Here is an 18407-nt window from a genome sequence, read left to right on the forward strand (position 1 = left end):
CAGGTGCTACCGAATGCCGCTTCCGAACAGGCGTTCTTCGGGTCCTCGAGCTCCTTGACGTCGAAGGCGTTGTTCGCCCAGAACGGTCGCCACAGGGTGACGACGATGTCGTCCTTCGCATCGATGGCATTGCCCAGCTCGGTGAGCATCGCGGGAGTCGAGGAGGTGACGAGCTCGAAGTCCTTTTCCAGGTCGTACGCCGGCATCATCGAATCCTTCGTCACGGCATCAGAATCGGATCTGGCTGGCCAACGTTGCCCACGCCAGAGTGCTACAAGCCTGGAGCGGCCTGACAACTGACGCTCATGAAATTCGTCGATGGGAGCCGTAGAAGCTACGCATGCACAACTACACGGCGTCGGCGACGATTGCGAGGGGTGGTGCATGTGGAGAACACCGTCCGCTGGCCCGGGAACATTTTTGCTGGACTCAGCCAGTTACGCGCCGGACGGGCCTAGAACCTGGATAGATGTTCCGGTGACCGTGTTCACGCCGAGTTGAGGAAAGCTCGAGGGCTGGTTCCCCGCCGAGCCGTGGTGACACACGGTCGCCGCGTCATACCCGTTCCAAGACATTATTACTGCGTACCGCAACCCGGACCGATCCGCGGGGAGGAAATCGTTGCAGTTGACCATCGAGTCGATCTCGTAGGGGGTGCCTGCCGGTCTTGTTGAGCTGCGCCGGTTGGGCCGGACATTGAAGAAGCGCGCAGTGGATGTGCTGGCGTATTTCAATCGGCCGGGGACGCCGCACGGTCCGACGGAGGCGTTGAACGGCCGGCTGGAACACCTGAGTGGATCAGCGCTGGGGTTCCGGGACCTCACTCACTACATCACATCGTCCGGAACTTGCTCGAAGCTGGAGGATTAAAAGCCCGATTACACTCCTAGACAAGCAGAGCCCTTAAGAGAACAAAAGATTACTAGGAGGGTCCCAAGAATACGACCATCACGTGATGATCGCTACGCTAAAAGAATAGTTCTTGAGGGAGGTTGATACTATGTATTTTACCGTCATTTGTAAACAGGCAGCATGCCGCAAAAGAGCTTGCAGAGTTTATTAAAATATATTCCATAAGCTCACGAGATCTGCTTGATGAAATGTCCCGCTGGAAGTAGATCAACGACTTTTCGACGTATAGTTCTATATTTCCGGAAAGTTGCTCGGAGATCACTGATAATAGTTCCGCAGGTAGATAGGCATCATAGGCTAGGATTTCAATCCCTGCTAGATTTCCGGATTCAACATAGTCAACGTTTATTTGCGGGTCGCCTGGATTGGAAGCGTGCAAAGTAACTACTTCAATATCGCCATTCTTTTCAAGGTTGGTGGAAAAATATACAACTCTGTTGTCTTCGTCTGCCTTGTAGCTCAGCAGCAGATAGTCGGGCATGTCTTTCACAGGCGCTTTGCAGTTACACAGGCGCCGCCGTTATTCAATGATATGAGGACCGTTCTGTCCTGGTACTGCCAGGTCCCATGCTCTCTGTCCTTGTAGGCGCTTCTCCAGTTATTCTCTACAACAGACTCCGCGTGGCCCTTACTGATTTTCCGCTGTTTCAGTCGAAGTTCACAGTGGTCGGTGTAACCTGTTATGTACCGCGGCGCACTAGCTAGGACCTCGGCAGGCACATTAGCGTGCGCGCCCCCCGGGGTGCTGCCTGGCGACTTCGAAAGGCTGGCACTTGCTGCCGGGCCAGCCATGAGTGTCGTTGCTGCAAGGGTGATAGAAGCGCATGCAGCGGAGAGCCTATAGCGTGCTTTAAAATATTCTAGTTTCATCAGACTACCTTCCTTCGGTTTTACGACTGAAATATGTAGGCTTTCACAGTCTTTCCGGGCCCCCTTAGCTCAAACGATTTCTTACTATTTTTAGGACACGCGCGAGGCGAGAGTTTCGTCGTGCCGTCGTTCCAGGTAGCTTTTACCTGAATGCATTTACCGTCTGAACGCGTGTCTTTGACCCAACCATTTACTCCGGCATTCCCGTTAACGCAGTCGATAGTCCAGTGAGCCTCGCCGCCTGGAATTTTCGGGTTAAACGAACCTCCGCAGGTCCCCTGCGCCGGTACCTCAATTGTTCCGATCAACCCTTCATTACCGGATTTAACCGGTTCCGCCGATACGGGAGTTGAAATCATAATTAGCCCACACGCGAAGATTGCGGACAGACCAATGGTAGAACTCTTCGAAATTTTCATGATAGATCTTCTTGTTTGATTGGAAGCACACTATCACGACATCTGTACGACGTGAAGGGTCAATTCTTGGAACCGGGTCCATGGCCTCCCTGCGGTATGCCGCCCCAGGGGCAGGATTGGTAGACAGAGCGCGGGCTGGGATCGCAAAAGTAGCGTGACGCCTCTCCGGTCAACAACTCCCCAACCGCGACTACACTCTCAACTGCGAAGAGCCAGTTAACTTTCAAGCGGGTTTGAACCTGAGTTCCACAGCTTTTGTGTCCCGAAAATCACCCGTGCAGTAGCCCCGCTGCGATTTGTGGGGCCATTCCGGTGACCTCGGGGACTAACCTCGATTTTTCATGGGTAGCTGTTGCCCATGATTTCGGCTCCGTTGCCGCGTACTGACACTGATTCTGCCATTCGAGCATGACACGACCACCGTGTGTCGCCACGGTCCTGCGGGGATCCAACCCCAACCCTTTCCTCAACTCGAACGAACACTGCCACCACAGCTCTATCCAGGGGCCGGCCCCGGCAGACTCCGCAACCGGTCGAGGCCAGCAACGATGGATCCAGCCCAGCGGACAGTCTCCTTCATATGCACCACGGCCCGGCGCGCTGTTCTCGCGATCGTCGCCGGGACTGCGTACACGTGCATACGCAACTTCTTCGGCTCCCACCTGCGAATCTCGTCACCGGTAAACGCCAATAGGCCGCTCCAGGCCTGCAGATCCCCGGCAAGAGCGACGATGGACAACCAGATCCGATTCTGGTCGAACCCCTTGAGGGGGAAATTGGCCAACCCGGTGTCTTTGGCGCTGCGGATCCGATCCTCACATCTGGCTCGCGATCGGTGACGGACTTCCAGATCCGCCAACTGCCCGCCGTTCGTGTTCGTCGCGAACGCGGTCAGTCGGTATCCGTCGACATCGTCAAATCGCAGTTGGGCACCCGGGTGGGGACGTTCACTGCGGACGATGACTCGCACCCCGTCCGGCCAATCATCGAGGTCAAGGACACTGGTGAGTTCAGCGACATCGGCGCTATCACGGGGACAGCCGTTCGTGTCGTAGGCCGGCTCCCACGCTTTCATTTTCGTCAGCTGCCGGTAGAGGTCGGGCATCGACGCAGGCAGCATGAACCCGACCGAATACGACAGACGCCTCCTGGTGAGGAAATTCAGGAAAGCGTGGGTGCCGCCAGCAGTATCAGTGCGGATGAGCACCTTGTTCCCCGGACGAGGCTTCCCGCCGGGAAGACCGGCGAGGACATCCTTGACCAGTGTGATGTGGTCGGCGGCGGTATTCGAACCCGCATTACCGGGACGCAGCAGCCCAGCAACGGGTTCGCCACAGCCTGGTCTTCCGTGGTCGATGAACGCCAGCAGCGGATGGAACCCGAACTCCTTCTTGTAGGTGGGCTTCGCGTCTTCCTTCTCACTGTGAGCGGTGACCAAGGTGGCATCGATGTCAACGATCAACGGAGTCGAAGCATCTGTCTCGTAGTTGGGTGCCTGATCGCCGGCGAGTGCCCAAACCCGGGAACGGGCCGCCGCCCGAGCAGTGTTGATCGCAGCCAGTACTCGATCGGTGTCATCGGCGAGGGTGCGGATGAGGCGGGTGATCGTCGGGTTCGACGCCACTGGGCCGTAGAGGCCGGGTTCATCGCGGAGGACGGAGCTATCAGACATGGCGTCGCCGCCGAAGGCGAGGGTGATGGCGTTGTCGGTGAGAATCTTGCCGGGGTCGTGGATAGCGAAGGGTTTCTTCCATGCTGCCAGCGCCTGCTTCAACTGGTGGCCCAGCCCGCTGGTGTGCACGGTTTCGGTCAGCAGCAGTCCGCCGGCTTGCCCGAGGGCGTTGTTGGGCGTGGTATCGACGTGCAAGCGAGGATAGCTACGGGTAGGCTTGACTTTGAGAGTGCTCCTTTGATCTGGGTTCTGGTTGTTGTGGTAAACACCATGATCCCTGGTCAGGAGCACTTTTCTCTTACCCGTCCACTATCCGACCGGTCCTAATCATGAAATCCCGAGGCTAGGGCAGGGCGTCTTCGATTTCGAGCAATCGCCTCTTGGTCTCGAGTTGGTGACCGGGCAGACCGCCCGAATACCCGCCGAGTCCGCCACCGGCGACGATTCTGTGACAGGGGACGATGATCGGGATCGGATTGAGCCCCATGATCCCGCCGACGGCACGCGCGGGGATTCCGGTGCCGCTGCGTTCAGCAAGCTGACCGTAGTTGAGGGTTTCTCCGTGGGCGACGGAGTCTGCGAGTGTGGAGAGGACCGCACGTGCAACCTCGGAGAGCTAGCCGAAGTCGACCGGCAGGGCGAACTCATGAGGCTGCCATAGAAATGGACGTACATCTGGTGAAGCGCTCGGGACGACAGAGGATCCGTTGAATCGTCTGAGACAGATCCGCGGGAGGCGACCGCCGCTTCGGGGATGGGAAAGTGTGTCGCGAAGACCGCATCGGAGGTGGGTCCTCGGTCACGGGGACCCTCGGAGGGGATCTCGCGTACTCATGCGACCCGGGCGTTCGATCGCCCGCCGCTCGTGATCGACTGTGGGCGGACAGGGGACCATGGTCGCCGTTTCTCTCGACTCCTCCGTTCTCGCAGGGCAAAGCTAGCGCACAGCACGGACACGGTTGAGCTAGGCCGCCATGGTGGAGGCGAGTTTACCTTGACCGAGGAGTGAGCTCGGCTGTGAATGCGGAAGTCCCTTCACCCGCGCGGTTGCGGATGGAGGGACTTCCGGTGCTACAGAGAATGAGTGTCGAGTTCAGAGAGCTCGAATCACTTGTCCTCTTCGGCGAGCTCACCTTCGTAGGCGTCAGGGTTGGCCTTCAGCCACTCGGTGATGGCCGCTGGGGGATCATTCTTGCCGTCCTTGCCATACTCGTTGACGACCAGGTCCTCGAGCTCTCCGTACTGCTTGTCATCGAGCTTGATCTTGCCGATGTAGTCGGCGGCATCGGAGAACTCTTCACCGAAGCCCTTGGTGGCTGTGAAGTGGAGCTTCTCGGGATCACCCATCGCACCCTTCGGGTCCTCGAGGTCCTTGACCGGGTACTCGTTGTTGGCCCAGAACGGACGCCACAGGGTGACGACGATGTCCTTCTCCGCATCTGTCGCATTGCCGAGCTCGGTGAGCATGGCAGCTGTCGACGAGGTGACGAGCTCGTACTCGTCATCGAGACCGTATTCGGGAATCATCGCCTTGGTGGCCTTCGTCAGACCGGCACCGGGCTCGATGCCGATGATCTCGCCGCCGAAGTCCTTGCCCTTGCCCTTGAGGTCCTCGATCGAGTTGATGTCCTTCATGTACTTCGGGACGGCGATCGTGAGGACGGCGTTGTCGTAGTAGGCACCGAGGTCCTCGAGGTCATCACCGTATTCATCGATGTACTGCTTGTGTGTGACCTCGGGCCACGAGGACGGATACATGTCGATATCGCCGTTGGCGACACCGGCATACAGGACAGCGGCGTCGTTGAAGGTCTGGGTCTCGACGTTGTAGCCCATCTCGCCCAGCTGGTTCTCGAGCAGGAGCGAGATGCTCTGTCCGTCGGTCCAGCCGGTGACGTAGCCGAGCTTGATGTCGCCCTTGTCGCCGCCTCCGCCGTCGTCCTTCGCCGCTTCCTGCGAGCAACCGGTCAGAGCAAGGCCGAGAGCTGCGGCTGCAGCGACGATCGGGGTGAGGAATCTTTTCTTCATTGTGTGTTCCTTTTCTCTAGTGATCGACTATTCAGACTGTGTGGTCCAGCGATTCAGGCCGCTGCCGAAGCCGCCGCCTTGTTCTTCGCACCGCGACGGCGCATTCCCGCTACGAGCGAGCGCGGGTAGTCCTTCGCATTGCCCAGGGCCGCGGTGACGCGATCGAGGTAGACCGCGATGATCACCACGCCGAGTCCGGCTTCGACACCGAGCGGCAGGTTCTGAGTGGCGATCGCTTCGACGACGTTCTTTCCGAGTCCGTCGGCGCCGACCATGCCGGCGATGACGGCCATGGCCAGTGCGAGCATGATGACCTGGTTGATGCCGGCCATGATCGTCGGCGTGGCCAATGGCAGCTGGACTCCGCGCAGGATCTGGCCGGGAGTCGCACCGAAGGACTGTCCGGCTTCGACCGTCTCCGAGTCGACCCCGCGGATGCCGAGCTCCGTGAATCGCACGCCCGGGGGCAGGGCGAAGATCACGGTTGCCACGAGGCCGGGAACGACGCCGATTCCGAAGAAGGTGACAGCGGGGATGAGGTAGACGAATGCCGGCATCGTCTGCATGAAGTCGAGGATCGGTTTGATGACCGCTGAGGCTTTGTCATTGCGTGCGGCCAGAATGCCGACCGGGACGGCGATGATGATGGCGATGACGGCGGCGATGATGATCAGCGCCAGAGTCTGCATCGAGGCCACCCACTGGTCCATCGTCATGATGAAGAACAGGGTGATCAGGGTGCCCACGGCCATCTGCCACGATCGGAAGATCCAGCCGATGAGCGCAAGCAGAATGATGATGACGAGCGGGTGGAGGTCGACGAGCACGTCGGTGAGGACCTCGATGAGGAAGTTGAACAGCCAGGTGACTGCGTCGAAGAACCACGCGACGTTCTCTTTGAGCCAGTCGAATGCTGTGTCGACCCAGGCTCCGATCGGAATTCTGATGTTCTCCATCAGAGGCCACCCCTTTCGTTCGCAGCATCGGCTTGGGTCGTATCACCGGTTTCGGCGAGGACCTGATCGATGAGACCGGAATCGACGGGTTCCGGCCACTCCGGAGAAGCCTCTTCCTGGGGCGCCTCGTCGTTGCCGTTCTGATTGCCGAGGGCGGCCAGCAGAGTTGCGCGGGGGACCACGCCCACCAGCTGACCGTCTTCGTTGGTCACCGGCACTGGCAGGGGGGACTCCGAGGACGGCAGGAAGAGGTCGATGAGCAGATCGTCGGGGGAGGCCGTCTGGGCGGCAGGTTTGATGATGTCGTCCAGTGTCGTCCCACCCTTGCGGAGGTGGTCGATGCAGTCGCGGTCGTAGACCACGCCGAGGAACTTCCTGTGCCGGTCCATGACATAGATTGCGGAAGCATTGCTCTCGCGCATGCTGCGCAGGGCTACACGCGGACCGTTCTGGTTCGAGACGGTCTGCCGTGCCTTCTCCATGACGTTGTTGGCAGTCAGGACCCGCGCCCGATCGACGTCGTGGACGAACTGGGCGACGTAGTCATTGGCCGGGTCGGTGAGGATGTCCTCCGGGGTGCCGACCTGGACGATGCGTCCGTTGCGCATCACCGCGATCCGGTCGCCGAGGAACATCGCCTCATTGAGGTCGTGGGTGATGAAGATAATGGTCTTCTTCAGTTCCCGCTGCAGCTCGACGAGCTGTTCCTGCATCTCGCGGCGAATCAGCGGGTCGAGTGCGGAGAATGCTTCGTCCATGAGCAGGATGTCGGTCTCGGCCGCAAGCGCGCGTGCCAGGCCGACGCGCTGCTGCATGCCGCCGGAGAGCTGTTCGGGGAACTTGTCGCCCCAGCCTTCGAGACCGACGGCCCTGAGCCAGCGATCGGCAGCCTTGTCCCGCTCCGACTTCGCGACTCCGCGGATCTCCAGCGCATAGGCGGCATTGTCCCGGACCGTGCGGTGCGGGAGCAGTGCGAAGTGCTGGAACACCATCGAGATGTGTTCGCTGCGGACCTTGCGCAGGTCGGCCGAATCGATCTTCGCGATGTCGGTGCCCAGCACCTCGACGGATCCGGCCGTGGGCGCCCAGAGACCGTTGAGAGTGCGGATCAGGGTCGATTTGCCCGAACCCGACAGGCCCATGACGACGAAGATCTCGCCCTCTTGGACATCGAAGCTCGCGTCGATGACGGCGGCCGTACCGAGTTTCGTCAGATCATCACGGTCAGCGCCCTCTTCGAGTCGTTTGACGACTTCGTTCTCACGCTTTCCGAAAACTTTGTAGACGTGTGACGCTTTGACAACGCTCACGTGCTTCCTCCTTGCATTCTTGGCAGTCCGCAAGAACGAGAGGCTTCACCCCCGTTTGCACGGTTCGGTGCTCGCAGATCCGAATAGCTCACTTGCGCACGCGCCTCACCGCACACGGATATCTGATCCACCATTGTAGTTTTGTTCAGGGTTTTCGGTAGAGATCTTATCCGGATTATGCGGCGCGTCACCCTTGACTGGTGCTCTGACCTGGGCAAACAGATACTGGTGCGTTACTTGATTGTTATAATCATCGGTTGGGGCAGATAGATATGTCCTTAATGGATTTGTTACCGGATATGGGATTTTGATGCAGGAGGCGGCCCTGCTTTCAGAATTTCTGCAGAGATTCGGCGAGGAAGCGGATCACGGCAGGAGTGACCTCCTCGGCGAATTCTTCGAAGAATCCGTGCCGGCCCTCGGGCAGGATGAGCAGCTGTGATCCGGGGATGCGGTCGCGGAGGATGCGGGCGTTTCCGACCGGGTTCATCCGGTCCGCATCGCCGTGCATGATCAACGTCGGAGCGGTGATCTCCGGCAGCCGGTCCCACGCATCGTGGTTGGCGCTGACGCGCAGATGGGCGGATGACTCGACGGCCGTCATCGTGTCATCGCCGAGCATCTTGCTGTACTTCGCCGACACCGTCCACGCCGGGGTGTAGAAGAGGTCGAAGAGGTACTGGGTGTGCTCCTCGCCGCGCAGCCTCGCCAGTGCCTGGCCGACCTCGCGCGGACGCTTCACCGCATGCGGCCCGCCCGGAGACGTGCACGCGAGGACGATCGCGCTGACCCGCTCCGAGTGGTTGAGCGCCAGCATCTGCGTGATGCGCCCGCCCATGGACGTACCGTAGACCGCCGTCCGCTCCACGCCGAGGTGGTCGAGCACGTCCGCGGCATCGGCAGCGAAGCTCGAAGTCGACAGTTCGCCGAGCTCACCGCGGCTGCCGCCCGTTCCGCGATAGTCGAAAGTGATCGTGCGGAAGTCCGATTCGAAATCTCCGCGCAGATCGTCCCACCACTCGTGAGAATTCGCCTGGCCCTGCAGCAGGAGCAGTGCGGGAGCGTCATCCGGCCCGCTGACCTGGACTTCGAGGGGGAAGCCATCGCGTGCGCCGATCTTTCGCACCTGCATCGTCTCCACCCGTGTCCTCCTGCCCGCGCGCGCCGCGTCACCGCCTACGCTTGACCCATGAAACCATTGCCGTTCCTCAATCCTGCCGCAGGATCGCCCGCTGTGCGCAATCCCGGCCGACCGGCCGTCGTCGTGCCGACGCAGGCCGCCGCTGCCGAGGAGCTCACCGCCGAATGCGCCGCAGCCGCCGCGACCGAGATCGTCGACGCCATCGAATGGCGCATCGATCCGCTGCTCGCCGCCGCCCCCGGTTCCGTGCTCACCCGCATCGAGGCGGCCCTGCGTCTGCTTCCTCGTGCGCTCACAGCGGGCTTGCCGATCCTCCTGACCGTGCGCACCGGATTCGAAGGCGGGCACGTGGAGATCACGGAAGGCGACTACGCCGAGGCGGTGCGGGCGCTGATCGGCGGAGCCGGCGCATCGGGCGCTCCTGTCGCCGTCGACCTCGAGATCGACCGGGCGGAATCGCGCTCCCTCATCGCCTCGGCGCAGGAAGCCGGCGTTCCCGTCGTCGCCTCACACCACAATTTCGAAGCCACGGACTCCGCCGAACGCCTGCTCGCGACGTTCGCTGCGATGATTGAGGCCGGCGCGGATGTGGCCAAGGTGGCGATGATGCCGCAGACGCCTGCCGACGTTCTGCGTCTCCTGGAGGCGACTGCCACCGCGGATGCCTCGTCGCCGGTTTCCGTGCTCGGGATCTCGATGGGGCCATTGGGCCGGACGAGCCGGATCATGGGCGCCGACTTCGGCAGCTGCGCCACCTTCGCTCAGATCGGTCAGGGGTCGGCACCGGGGCAGATCGACGCCGTCGTCCTCGCCGAGATCCTCGATCGCGTCACCGGCTGAATCGCAGCCCGGGTGTTGGTGTGCATGAGCGGCTTCAAAGTTCATAGGTGGTGATCTTGATCAGTGCGTATGAATTTCGAACCCGCGAGTACTGACAGGCCGGGACCATACACGCTTTTTGGCCTATAGCCCGACCCGGATCCTCACCTCACGAGCCTGGCCGCGCAGAGGGAGGAGACAGAAGAATCGGCACGCCAAGCCAGTGCTTCGCGTGCCGATTCTTCTGCTGCAAGGTCAGCAGAGGATCAGTCGGTGGTCTCTTCGATCTGCTTGCGGAACTTCTTCGGCAGGGCTTCCTCGCCGAAGTTGTTGCGCACGGTGTTCGCGGCGATGCGCTGCACGACGAGCTGAGCCACGGCCACGCCGACACCGGAGACGATCGTCCAGGCCAGGGCCTCGGACATCGAGATCTCGTCATCGACGGGGTTCGACGGCGCCGGACGCTTCGTCGACTTCTCCCACGCGAAGGTCAGGGTCTTGCGAGCGACGAATGCGGCTGCGATGGGCGCTCCCACGCCGATGATCTGCCAAGCGAGCTTTCCCATGCTCGTGTCCTTTCCTCGAACCTCGGGTCCCACGACCCTCAAGCGCCGCGGGAACGTACTCCGTCGAAGACAACACTAACGCAGGACGATGCGCGCAAGGTCACCCGCGGTTGAACGAGTCGAAGAAAGTTCGCTCATTTCATACTTTTGGGGGATGTGCCGGGCAGATCGGCGGGGATAGCGTGAGAGCACGCTTCGGTCGGGCAAGGGAAGGTCCGAGTCGAAACGTGAAGAGAAAGGCACACGATGCTGAGGAAGTGGAAGACGCGGGTCGTCACCGGACTGTTCGTCTGTGGCGCTCTCGGATTCCTGCTTGCGCTGCTGCCGGGACTCTCCGGCGTCTTCTGGCCGGTGTGGCTGATCAGCTGCGCCGCCTGCATCCTCGGACTCGTTCTCGCCTTCACTCTCCCCTCGGCGAGACCCGCCGACGCTCTGCCCCGAGCCTGAGCGCTCGGGGCAGCGCATCCCCGCAGATCGGCTGCGGGCACATGAGCCGGTACGGACAGAGCCGCCGGGAGGTCACCGACCGCGGACGATCTCCTGGAACCGCTCGGTCAGCCTCTGATCAACAGATATCGCGTTCCCGTCGAGTTCGCGCAATGCAACCGCGGTGCGCATCGACGAGACGAACCAGGCCCCATCCGCATCCTTGACGTCTTGGAGGCGAAGATCGGCATATTCGGCCTGCAGCCCCAAAACCTCGGCATGATCGAAGATCAGGCGCTGCGTCGTTCCCGACAGCAGACCCGCGTCCGGATTCGGGGTGAGGAGGCGGTCGCCTCGGCGGATGAGGAGATTCGCGGTCGGGCCCTCGAGGACGATGCCGTCGTGGGAGACGAACAGCGCCTCATCGGCGTCGTTCGCCGCGGCATAGCGGCCGGCTGCCTGATTGACCGCATACGACAGAGTCTTCGCACCGATGAGCAGCCATGGCGCCTTGCTGCCTATATAGGCTTCGAAGCCGCGGTCGAGGCTGACGGCGGTGACCCCCTGCTCGCGGGCGCTGCGGATGTGATCATCCACGGTCACGGGGAAGGCCCACCCGCGGGGACGGAACTCACCGTCGGCACCCTGCTCCCCGCGGGAGAGGGCGTAGCGGATCCCGAACTCGACGATTCCGGGATCGGCGGCGGCCACCTCGGCGATGAGGGAATCGATGACCCGATCCCACAGCCCCTGGTCGGGGTCGGGCAGATCCAGCGCCGAGGCGGAGGCCCGGAACCGGGTGAAGTGCCGTTGTCTCGACACCACGGTGGCGCCGTGGGCACCCATGCTCACCAGCACGGTTTCGAAGATCCCGTCGCCACGATGAGCGGAGAGATCGGTGACCGGCAGCTGCGCGGCGGTCAGATCGGTGAGCTCGAACGTGGCCGCGGTGGGGTCGACGAGGATGAGCAGATCGGTCATGCGGTTCCTCCGAAGAGCAGGCCGAGGGCGTAGGTCACGGCGGCGGCGCCGAAGCCGATGCCGAGCTGACGCAGGGCTCGGGGGCCGGGCGATTTTCCTGAGAGCAGGCCGACGACTCCGCCGGTGAACAGCAGTGCGATGCCGACCAGACCGGCGGAGAGGAACACGGCGGGAAGTCCGGACATGCCGAAGATATAGGGCAGGATCGGGATGAGCGCGCCGGAGGAGAAGAAGCAGAAGCTCGACAGGGCGGCACCGATGCCGGTGCCCAGTTCGTCACGGTCGACTCCGGAGTCGATGGCCGGAAGCCTCGGAGCCTGTCTGTTCTTCGCCGCCGCAATCGTGCGGTTGGCGCGGGCCTCGGCTTCGCGGGCCTCCATTCCGCGGGCGCGGAACACCAGGGCGAGCTCATTGGCGTCGATGTTGAGATCGGCCAGGGCATGCCGGGACTCGGGATCCGGGGTGGAGGCGTCGAGCAGTTCGCGCTGGGAGCGCACTGAGATGTACTCACCGGCTCCCATCGACAGGGCGCCGGCGAGCAGCCCCGAGACGCCGGTGAGCAGGATGACCGTGTTCGAGACTCCCGCCGCTCCGACGCCGAGGACGAGGGCGAGGTTCGAGACCAAGCCGTCGTTGGCGCCGAAGACAGCGGCACGGAAGTTCCCCGACAGACGGGCGCGGGAACGGGCGGCCAGAGCGCGGACCACCTCGGCGTGGATGCGTTCGTCGGCGGCCATCTCCGCGGAGGCGGCTTCGTCTTCGTCGTAGGGCGAGCTCGTCTCGGACTGCTGAGCGAGAGCGAGGACGAACACGGAGCCGAACATGCCCCCGAGGAAGGCCAGGCAGCGGGTGAGGAGATCGGCGGAGCGGCGCTTGTGCGCATGTTCGCCGAGGAGGGTGATCCAATGCTCCTGATGACGGGATTCCGCGGCGGCGAGGCCGAGCAGGATCTCGCGGTCCTCGCCTCTGCGGCGTTCGGCGAGGTTGCGATACACCCGTTCTTCGAGCCGTTCGTTGGCGAGGTAGCGCTGCCAGCGGCGGATGGTTCGTCTGTCGGGGGAGGCCGGCGGGGCCCCTCCGGCGGAGTCGTTGGTCGTCACTGGTCCAAGTCTAATCCGGCGGTGCGGTTTCAGCACGGCGGCGGGCTTCGCGGGTGACGCTGGAATGCGGGTCGGATGCCGCTGGTCACAGGCGGATCAGCCGCAGTGATGCGCATGAGCACCGCACTCGGACCGCAGGCGCCCCGCAAGTGCGAAACCGATCAGTGACCGGTTGTTATCAATTCGTAATATTAAAGCCGACTGAGGTGCGTTAGATTAATGACCAATGTGAGTTGTGTCACCGTTTCGTTATAGAAGCATGTGATTCGTTACCTATGGCGGATCATAGCGAAACGTCAGAATCGAGCTTCCCCGCAAGTGCAGCCGTCAAGAGGCCGACACCGGAGTGGACAGCAGTCCTACCGTGGCGGTCACTTCCGGTGCGCCGTCATGTGCGATTCCTCAGACACAGACGAAGGAGCGAAAGGAACTCCATGAAGTTGCGCACGAAGAGCTGGCTGGCGGTCACCGCCACGGCCGGCCTGGTCCTCGGCGGGATGAGCCCGGCACTGGCGGCGGGCACCGCAGGACCGACAGAACACACGGATATGGGCGTCAACGGTGACGCCGTGATGGAGCATCTGCAGAAGATCTCCGACATCTCCACCTCGCACGCGGACGAAGGGTTCCGCGCGCTGGGCACGCCCGGCTACGAAGAAGCCGTGGAATACGTCGAATCCACCCTCGAGGCGACCGGCGCCTTCGATGTGAAGCGGCAGGCGTTCGACGTCGAGAGCCAGGACTTCGGCACCGTCGACGTCAAGGTCGACGGAGAGGCGGTCAAGGTCACGACCGCCGAATACACCGAGGGCACGACGGATCCGCTGACGGATCTGCCTGTGGTGCTGCCGGTCGATGACGACAACAGTGACTTCGCCGGCGGACAGCTCGGCTGCCAGGCCGGTGACTTCGATGACAGCGCCGAAGGGGCGCTCGTGCTCGTGTCCCGCGGCGAATGCGCCTTCGGCGACAAGACCAAGGCTGCCACCGACGCCGGTGCTGCGGCGGTCATCATCTACAACAACGACAAGGACAACCCCGACGAGGAGCTCAATGCCACTCTCGGCGGGCGCATGGAGGGAAGCGCGCCGACGGTGACGGTCACCTACAACGTCGGCACCGACCTCCTCGAGAAGGTCGAGGCTGCAGGCTCGCAAGCGGGCAGCCAGGCAGGACTCGGTCAGGGAACCGAAGAGGCCGACGAAGCCGCCGAAGACGATGTGGCGGCCGAAGCCGCGGCCCTGACCGCCGACTTCACGCTCGAGACCGAGTTCGTCACCGAGAAGACCTGGAACGTCATCGCCGAAACCAAGGCCGGCGATCACGACAACGTCCAGATGTTCGGTGCCCACCTCGACGGTGTCGAAGAGGGCCCCGGCGTCAACGACAACGGCTCCGGATCTGCCGCGCTCCTCGCCTCGGCCGAAGCGCTCGCCGAGCAGCCGACCGAGGTCGACAACGCCATCCGCTTCGGTTGGTGGGGTGCCGAAGAGGTCGGGCTCGTCGGTTCGACGGAGTACGTCGCGAGCCTCGACGATGCCGATCTGGGCAAGATCAAGTCGTACATGAACTTCGACATGATCGGCTCCGACAACTTCATCGTCGGCACGCTCGACTCCGACGGCTCCGATGTGCCGATCCCGGACGGCGTCAACGTGCCCGAAGGCTCGGCAGAACTCGAGAAGGTCTTCACGGACTACTTCGCCGATATCGACCAGCCCAATGTCGGCACCGACTTCTCCGGACGGTCGGACTACCAGGCGTTCATCGACAACGGCATCCCCGCCAGCGGCCTGTTCTCCGGAGCAGACGGCACGAAGACCGCTGAGGAAGCCGAGATGTTCGGCGGCACCGTCGGCGAGAAGCACGACACGAACTACCACCAGTCCACGGACACGATCGAGAACGTGAGCAAGAAGTCCGTCGACATCTTCGCTCCCGCCATCGGCTTCGCCGTCCACACGCTGGCCTATGAGCTCGCTGACGCGCCGACGGATCCGCCGACCGATCCGACGACTCCGCCCACGGATCCCACCGATCCGCCCACGGAGACGCCGACCGAGACTCCTGCCGAACGAACACTGAGCATCGATCCGAAGACGATCGAAGCTCCCGACTTCGTCAGTGAGAAGGGAGTCCAGGTCGCGGCCACCGGCTGCGCCGCCGACACCACGGCGACGATGACCGTCGACCCGCAGAACGGCGATATCGAGAAGTTCGAGCAGACCGCCGAGGTCGGCGAGGACACCGTCGCACGGTTCGGCGTCCGCGGACTCGACGCGTCGATGGTCGACAGCTATATCGGCACCTATGAGGTCTCTGTCGACTGCGAAGGCGGAGACCCGCTGACCGGATCCTTCGAGGTCGTCGCCGAGGGTGACGGGCCGGGAGCCGGTGACGGCGGCAACGGAGGCGGCGGAGATCTGCCGCGCACGGGCAATGAAGCCCTGCCGCTGGTCCTCTCGGCCGGTGCGCTCATCGTGCTCGGCATCGCGATGACGGTCGGCACGCGACGTCGCAGCTGAACGGAATGATCCCGCCGTCAGTCGGGGCTGCGTCGAGATTCGATCGGCGTTGATGCGCCGCCTCGGTGAGGGTTACGGGCCGACGCGGGGCGGAGACCGGAGAGGTCTCCGCCCCGCGTCGGTCTGTCGTTTGGAGGCCCGCGCGAGATCTGAGGAACTCTGCCAGACTGAGGCCGATCGTGACAGCGAGGTGTCCCGGGGCAGGCCTCGGAGAATTGGCGGAGTCTATGAATCGGTTCGACGGCAGGACAGCTCTCGTGACCGGCGGCAGGAGCGGGATCGGGCGCGCAGTGGCTCGTCGTCTGCGGGACGAGGGAGCCCAGATCTGCACCGCACAGCGGGGTGCAGATGAGGAGTTCCCCTCGGTCGCCGTCGATCTGTCCGATCCCGACAGCGCCGAGGCGGCGGTCACCGAGGTGGTCGAGCGATTCGGAGCCCTCGACGTCCTCGTCAACTGTGCCGGGATGATGCAGGAGGCGAGAGTCGAGGACATGTCCGTCGAGGACTGGCAGCGCAACCTCGCAGTCAACCTCACGGGCCCCTTCCTCATGATCAGGGCAGCTCTTCCCCGCCTGCGCGAGACGCGGGGCTCCATCGTCAACGTCGGATCGATCGAGGGGCTCGGCTCCAACCCCGGGCATGCGGCCTACTCCGCTTCGAAGGCAGGGCTGCATGGGCTGACTCGTGCGGTGGCCGTCGACCACGGTGGCGAGGGAATCCGGTGCAACGCGGTCGCCCCCGGGTGGATCGACACCGACCTCAACCTCGATTTCATCGACTCCCTGTCCGACCCCGAGACCTTCAGGCGTGAGATCGGCGGGATCCACCCTGTCGGTCGGTCCGGCCGGCCCGAGGAGGTGGCCGCCGTGGTCGCCTTCCTCGCCGCAGAGGAAGCCGGCTTCATCACCGGCCAGGTCTACGCCGTGGACGGAGGACGGATGACGCAGCTCAGCCTTCCTTGAGCTCACTGCCTTCGGCCCGCCTGGCCGACCCCATCAGAAAATGCTCCGACGAAAGGATCTTCGATGACTCTGCCTTCGACGATGGCCGCTGTGCTGCTCACCGGCCATGGCGGACTCGACAAGCTCGAGTATCGCACCGACGTGCCCGTGCCCGAACCGCGTCCCGATGAGGTGCTCATCAACGTCGCAGCCGCGGGTGTCAACAACACGGACATCAATACGCACATCGGCTGGTATTCGAAGTCCGTCAGCGGCGACACGAATACGACTGCTGCGGACGATGCGACACAGGCCGATGAGGGTGACGCGTCCTGGTCGGGTGTGCCGCTCACCTTTCCCCGCATCCAGGGTGGTGACGTCTACGGCGAGGTAGTCGCAGCGGGCAGTGCCGTGGACCCGGCGCGAATCGGCGACAAGGTGATCGTGCGCAATCTCATGCGTCACTATGTCGACCGCCGTCCCTTTGAGTGCTGGACCTACGGAAGCGACTGCGACGGGGGTTTCGCGCAGTTCGCGATCGCACCGTCGAGCGAGTCCTACACCGTCCATTCCGACCTCTCGCCGGTTGAGCTCGGCTCTTTCTCGATCGCCTATTCGACGGCCGAGGGGATGCTGCATCGAGCCGGGGTCGGTGAGGAGAAGGTCGTCGTCACCGGGGCTTCCGGCGGAGTCGGCCTCGCCGCGGTCAAGCTCGCGAAGCTGCGAGGCGCCGAGGTCACGGCCGTCTGCTCCGAATCGAAGGCCGATGTGGTGCTCGCGGCGGGAGCGGACCGCGTGGTTTCACGCCATGCGGATCCGACCGCGGAGATCGGTGCGCAATCGGTCGATGTCGTCGTCGACGTCGTCGGAGGAGACGGGGTGGCGCAGCTGCTGGGTCTGCTTCGCCGCGGGGGCCGCTTTGCGATCGCGGGCGCGATCGGAGGGCCCTTGACCGAACTCGATCTGCGCACGATCTACCTCAACGACCTGTCGTTGTTCGGGTGCACATTCCAGGAGGACGAGGTCTTCGAGAATCTCATCGGATACATCAACCAGGGGCGAATCCGTCCATTGGTGTCGAAGTCCTACCCGCTGAGCGAGATCCATCGGGCACAGGAGGACTTCATCGCGAAGAAGTTCCCGGGCAAACTCGTGCTCGTACCGCCGCCGGTGGACGATTCCGCGCCCGCGAGCGCCGCCGGCATCACTCAGCACTCGTCCACCTTGAGCAGGCACAATTGAGACCGTGACTCCCAAACGCTTCTTCACATTCTTCGCCATCGCTGAGACCATCACGTGGACTCTGCTGCTGATCGGCATGTTCCTCAAGTACGTCACCCACACCACCGAGGTGGGCGTGCGCATCGGCGGAGGCATCCACGGATTCATCTTCATCTGCTTCGTCATCGCCGTCGTCGGCGTCGGCACTTCGCAGCAGTGGAGCAAGCGCCGCATCGCCACCGGGCTTGGATCGGCGATCATCCCCTACGCCACCATCCCCTTCGAGCGCTCGGTCGAGAAGACCGGATCCCTCGAGGGCGACTGGGGGCTGGGCCGCAACGGCCGCACCCCGCAGGGCTGGTTCGAGGAGCTCACCTCCTGGTGCATCCGCTCACCCTGGCTGGCCATCGGTCTGGGGATCATCTTCGTCATCCTCGTCTTCTCGGGGCTGCTGCTGGCAGGTCCTCCCGGCGACTGGGTCAAGTGAGGAGCAGCGCCTCGGCGCGGTGACGGGCTCCTC

14 protein-coding genes and 4 pseudogenes are annotated in these 18407 nt (G+C 62.9%); 7 read left to right on the forward strand and 11 right to left on the reverse strand.

The window, feature by feature from the left end:
• Window positions 1-17: 17 nt before the first annotated feature.
• Window positions 18-221: pseudogene (locus tag GUY37_RS19070) on the reverse strand (glycine betaine ABC transporter substrate-binding protein); the annotation flags it as partial.
• A 343-nt stretch (window positions 222-564) separates the two neighbouring features.
• On the opposite strand from GUY37_RS19070, the pseudogene GUY37_RS01060 reads away from it, so the two are divergent.
• A pseudogene (locus tag GUY37_RS01060) lies at window positions 565-890 on the forward strand (transposase); the annotation flags it as partial.
• Window positions 891-967: 77 nt separating this feature from the next.
• Here GUY37_RS01060 and GUY37_RS01065 read toward each other — a convergent pair.
• The 7 genes and pseudogenes from GUY37_RS01065 to GUY37_RS01095 form a co-directional block, all read right to left on the reverse strand.
• The gene (locus tag GUY37_RS01065; RefSeq protein WP_166821126.1) at window positions 968-1393 is read right to left on the reverse strand and encodes a hypothetical protein; all 426 of its coding nucleotides are present in this window, start codon (window positions 1391-1393) and stop codon (window positions 968-970) included.
• A 1304-nt stretch (window positions 1394-2697) separates the two neighbouring features.
• A pseudogene (locus GUY37_RS01070) lies at window positions 2698-4095 on the reverse strand (IS1380 family transposase); the annotation flags it as partial.
• A gap of 121 nt (window positions 4096-4216) precedes the next feature.
• Window positions 4217-4468: pseudogene (locus GUY37_RS19075) on the reverse strand (MGMT family protein); the annotation flags it as partial.
• Between the two features lie 512 nt (window positions 4469-4980).
• Window positions 4981-5901, reverse strand: a complete 921-nt coding sequence (locus GUY37_RS01080; protein WP_166821129.1) for a glycine betaine ABC transporter substrate-binding protein — start codon at window positions 5899-5901, stop codon at window positions 4981-4983.
• Between the two features lie 53 nt (window positions 5902-5954).
• Window positions 5955-6857 (reverse strand): ABC transporter permease, encoded by a 903-nt coding sequence (locus GUY37_RS01085; protein ID WP_166821132.1) that lies wholly within the window; start codon window positions 6855-6857, stop codon window positions 5955-5957.
• A complete protein-coding gene (locus GUY37_RS01090; protein ID WP_166821135.1) occupies window positions 6857-8167 on the reverse strand; it encodes a quaternary amine ABC transporter ATP-binding protein in 1311 nt (436 codons plus the stop codon). Before GUY37_RS01090 ends, GUY37_RS01085 begins: the two co-directional genes overlap by 1 nt.
• 331 nt (window positions 8168-8498) lie before the next feature.
• On the reverse strand, window positions 8499-9299 hold the full coding sequence (locus GUY37_RS01095; protein WP_166829110.1) for an alpha/beta fold hydrolase: 801 nt from the start codon (window positions 9297-9299) through the stop codon (window positions 8499-8501).
• A 57-nt stretch (window positions 9300-9356) separates the two neighbouring features.
• Between GUY37_RS01095 and aroD the strand changes: the two genes are divergently transcribed.
• Entirely contained in the window at window positions 9357-10148 is a 792-nt protein-coding gene (gene aroD / locus GUY37_RS01100) for a type I 3-dehydroquinate dehydratase (protein ID WP_166821138.1), read from the forward strand.
• Window positions 10149-10393: 245 nt separating this feature from the next.
• On the opposite strand, the gene GUY37_RS01105 is transcribed toward aroD, so the two are convergent.
• The gene (locus tag GUY37_RS01105) at window positions 10394-10693 is read right to left on the reverse strand and encodes a DUF4235 domain-containing protein (RefSeq protein ID WP_101546637.1); all 300 of its coding nucleotides are present in this window, start codon (window positions 10691-10693) and stop codon (window positions 10394-10396) included.
• Window positions 10694-10939: 246 nt separating this feature from the next.
• Here GUY37_RS01105 and GUY37_RS01110 point away from each other — a divergent pair, with 246 nt between their 5' ends.
• Window positions 10940-11140 carry a hypothetical protein gene (locus GUY37_RS01110; RefSeq protein WP_166821141.1) on the forward strand — a complete coding sequence of 67 codons (201 nt, stop codon included), beginning with the start codon at window positions 10940-10942 and terminating at the stop codon, window positions 11138-11140.
• A gap of 72 nt (window positions 11141-11212) precedes the next feature.
• Here the strand turns inward: GUY37_RS01110 and GUY37_RS01115 are convergent, their stop codons facing one another.
• Window positions 11213-12100, reverse strand: a complete 888-nt coding sequence (locus GUY37_RS01115; RefSeq protein WP_166821144.1) for an aminotransferase class IV — start codon at window positions 12098-12100, stop codon at window positions 11213-11215.
• Complete coding sequence (locus tag GUY37_RS01120; RefSeq protein ID WP_166821147.1) at window positions 12097-13200, reverse strand: VIT1/CCC1 transporter family protein; 1104 nt, start codon at window positions 13198-13200, stop codon at window positions 12097-12099. Before GUY37_RS01120 ends, GUY37_RS01115 begins: the two co-directional genes overlap by 4 nt.
• Before the next feature lie 434 nt (window positions 13201-13634).
• Between GUY37_RS01120 and GUY37_RS01125 the strand changes: the two genes are divergently transcribed.
• From GUY37_RS01125 to GUY37_RS01140, 4 genes are all read left to right on the forward strand, one after another.
• Window positions 13635-15725, forward strand: coding sequence for a M28 family peptidase (locus tag GUY37_RS01125; protein ID WP_166821150.1), 2091 nt, complete (start codon window positions 13635-13637; stop codon window positions 15723-15725).
• 227 nt (window positions 15726-15952) lie between these two features.
• Window positions 15953-16687: an SDR family NAD(P)-dependent oxidoreductase gene (locus tag GUY37_RS01130; protein ID WP_166821153.1), complete on the forward strand. Its 735-nt coding sequence runs from the start codon at window positions 15953-15955 to the stop codon at window positions 16685-16687.
• Between the two features lie 63 nt (window positions 16688-16750).
• Window positions 16751-17908, forward strand: coding sequence for an alcohol dehydrogenase family protein (locus tag GUY37_RS01135; protein WP_166821155.1), 1158 nt, complete (start codon window positions 16751-16753; stop codon window positions 17906-17908).
• Window positions 17909-17912: 4 nt separating this feature from the next.
• The gene (locus GUY37_RS01140) at window positions 17913-18374 is read left to right on the forward strand and encodes a DUF3817 domain-containing protein (RefSeq protein WP_166821158.1); all 462 of its coding nucleotides are present in this window, start codon (window positions 17913-17915) and stop codon (window positions 18372-18374) included.
• Window positions 18375-18407 lie beyond the last annotated feature (33 nt).

It is taken from the genome of Brevibacterium limosum, assembly GCF_011617705.1.
Lineage (GTDB): Bacteria > Actinomycetota > Actinomycetes > Actinomycetales > Brevibacteriaceae > Brevibacterium > Brevibacterium limosum.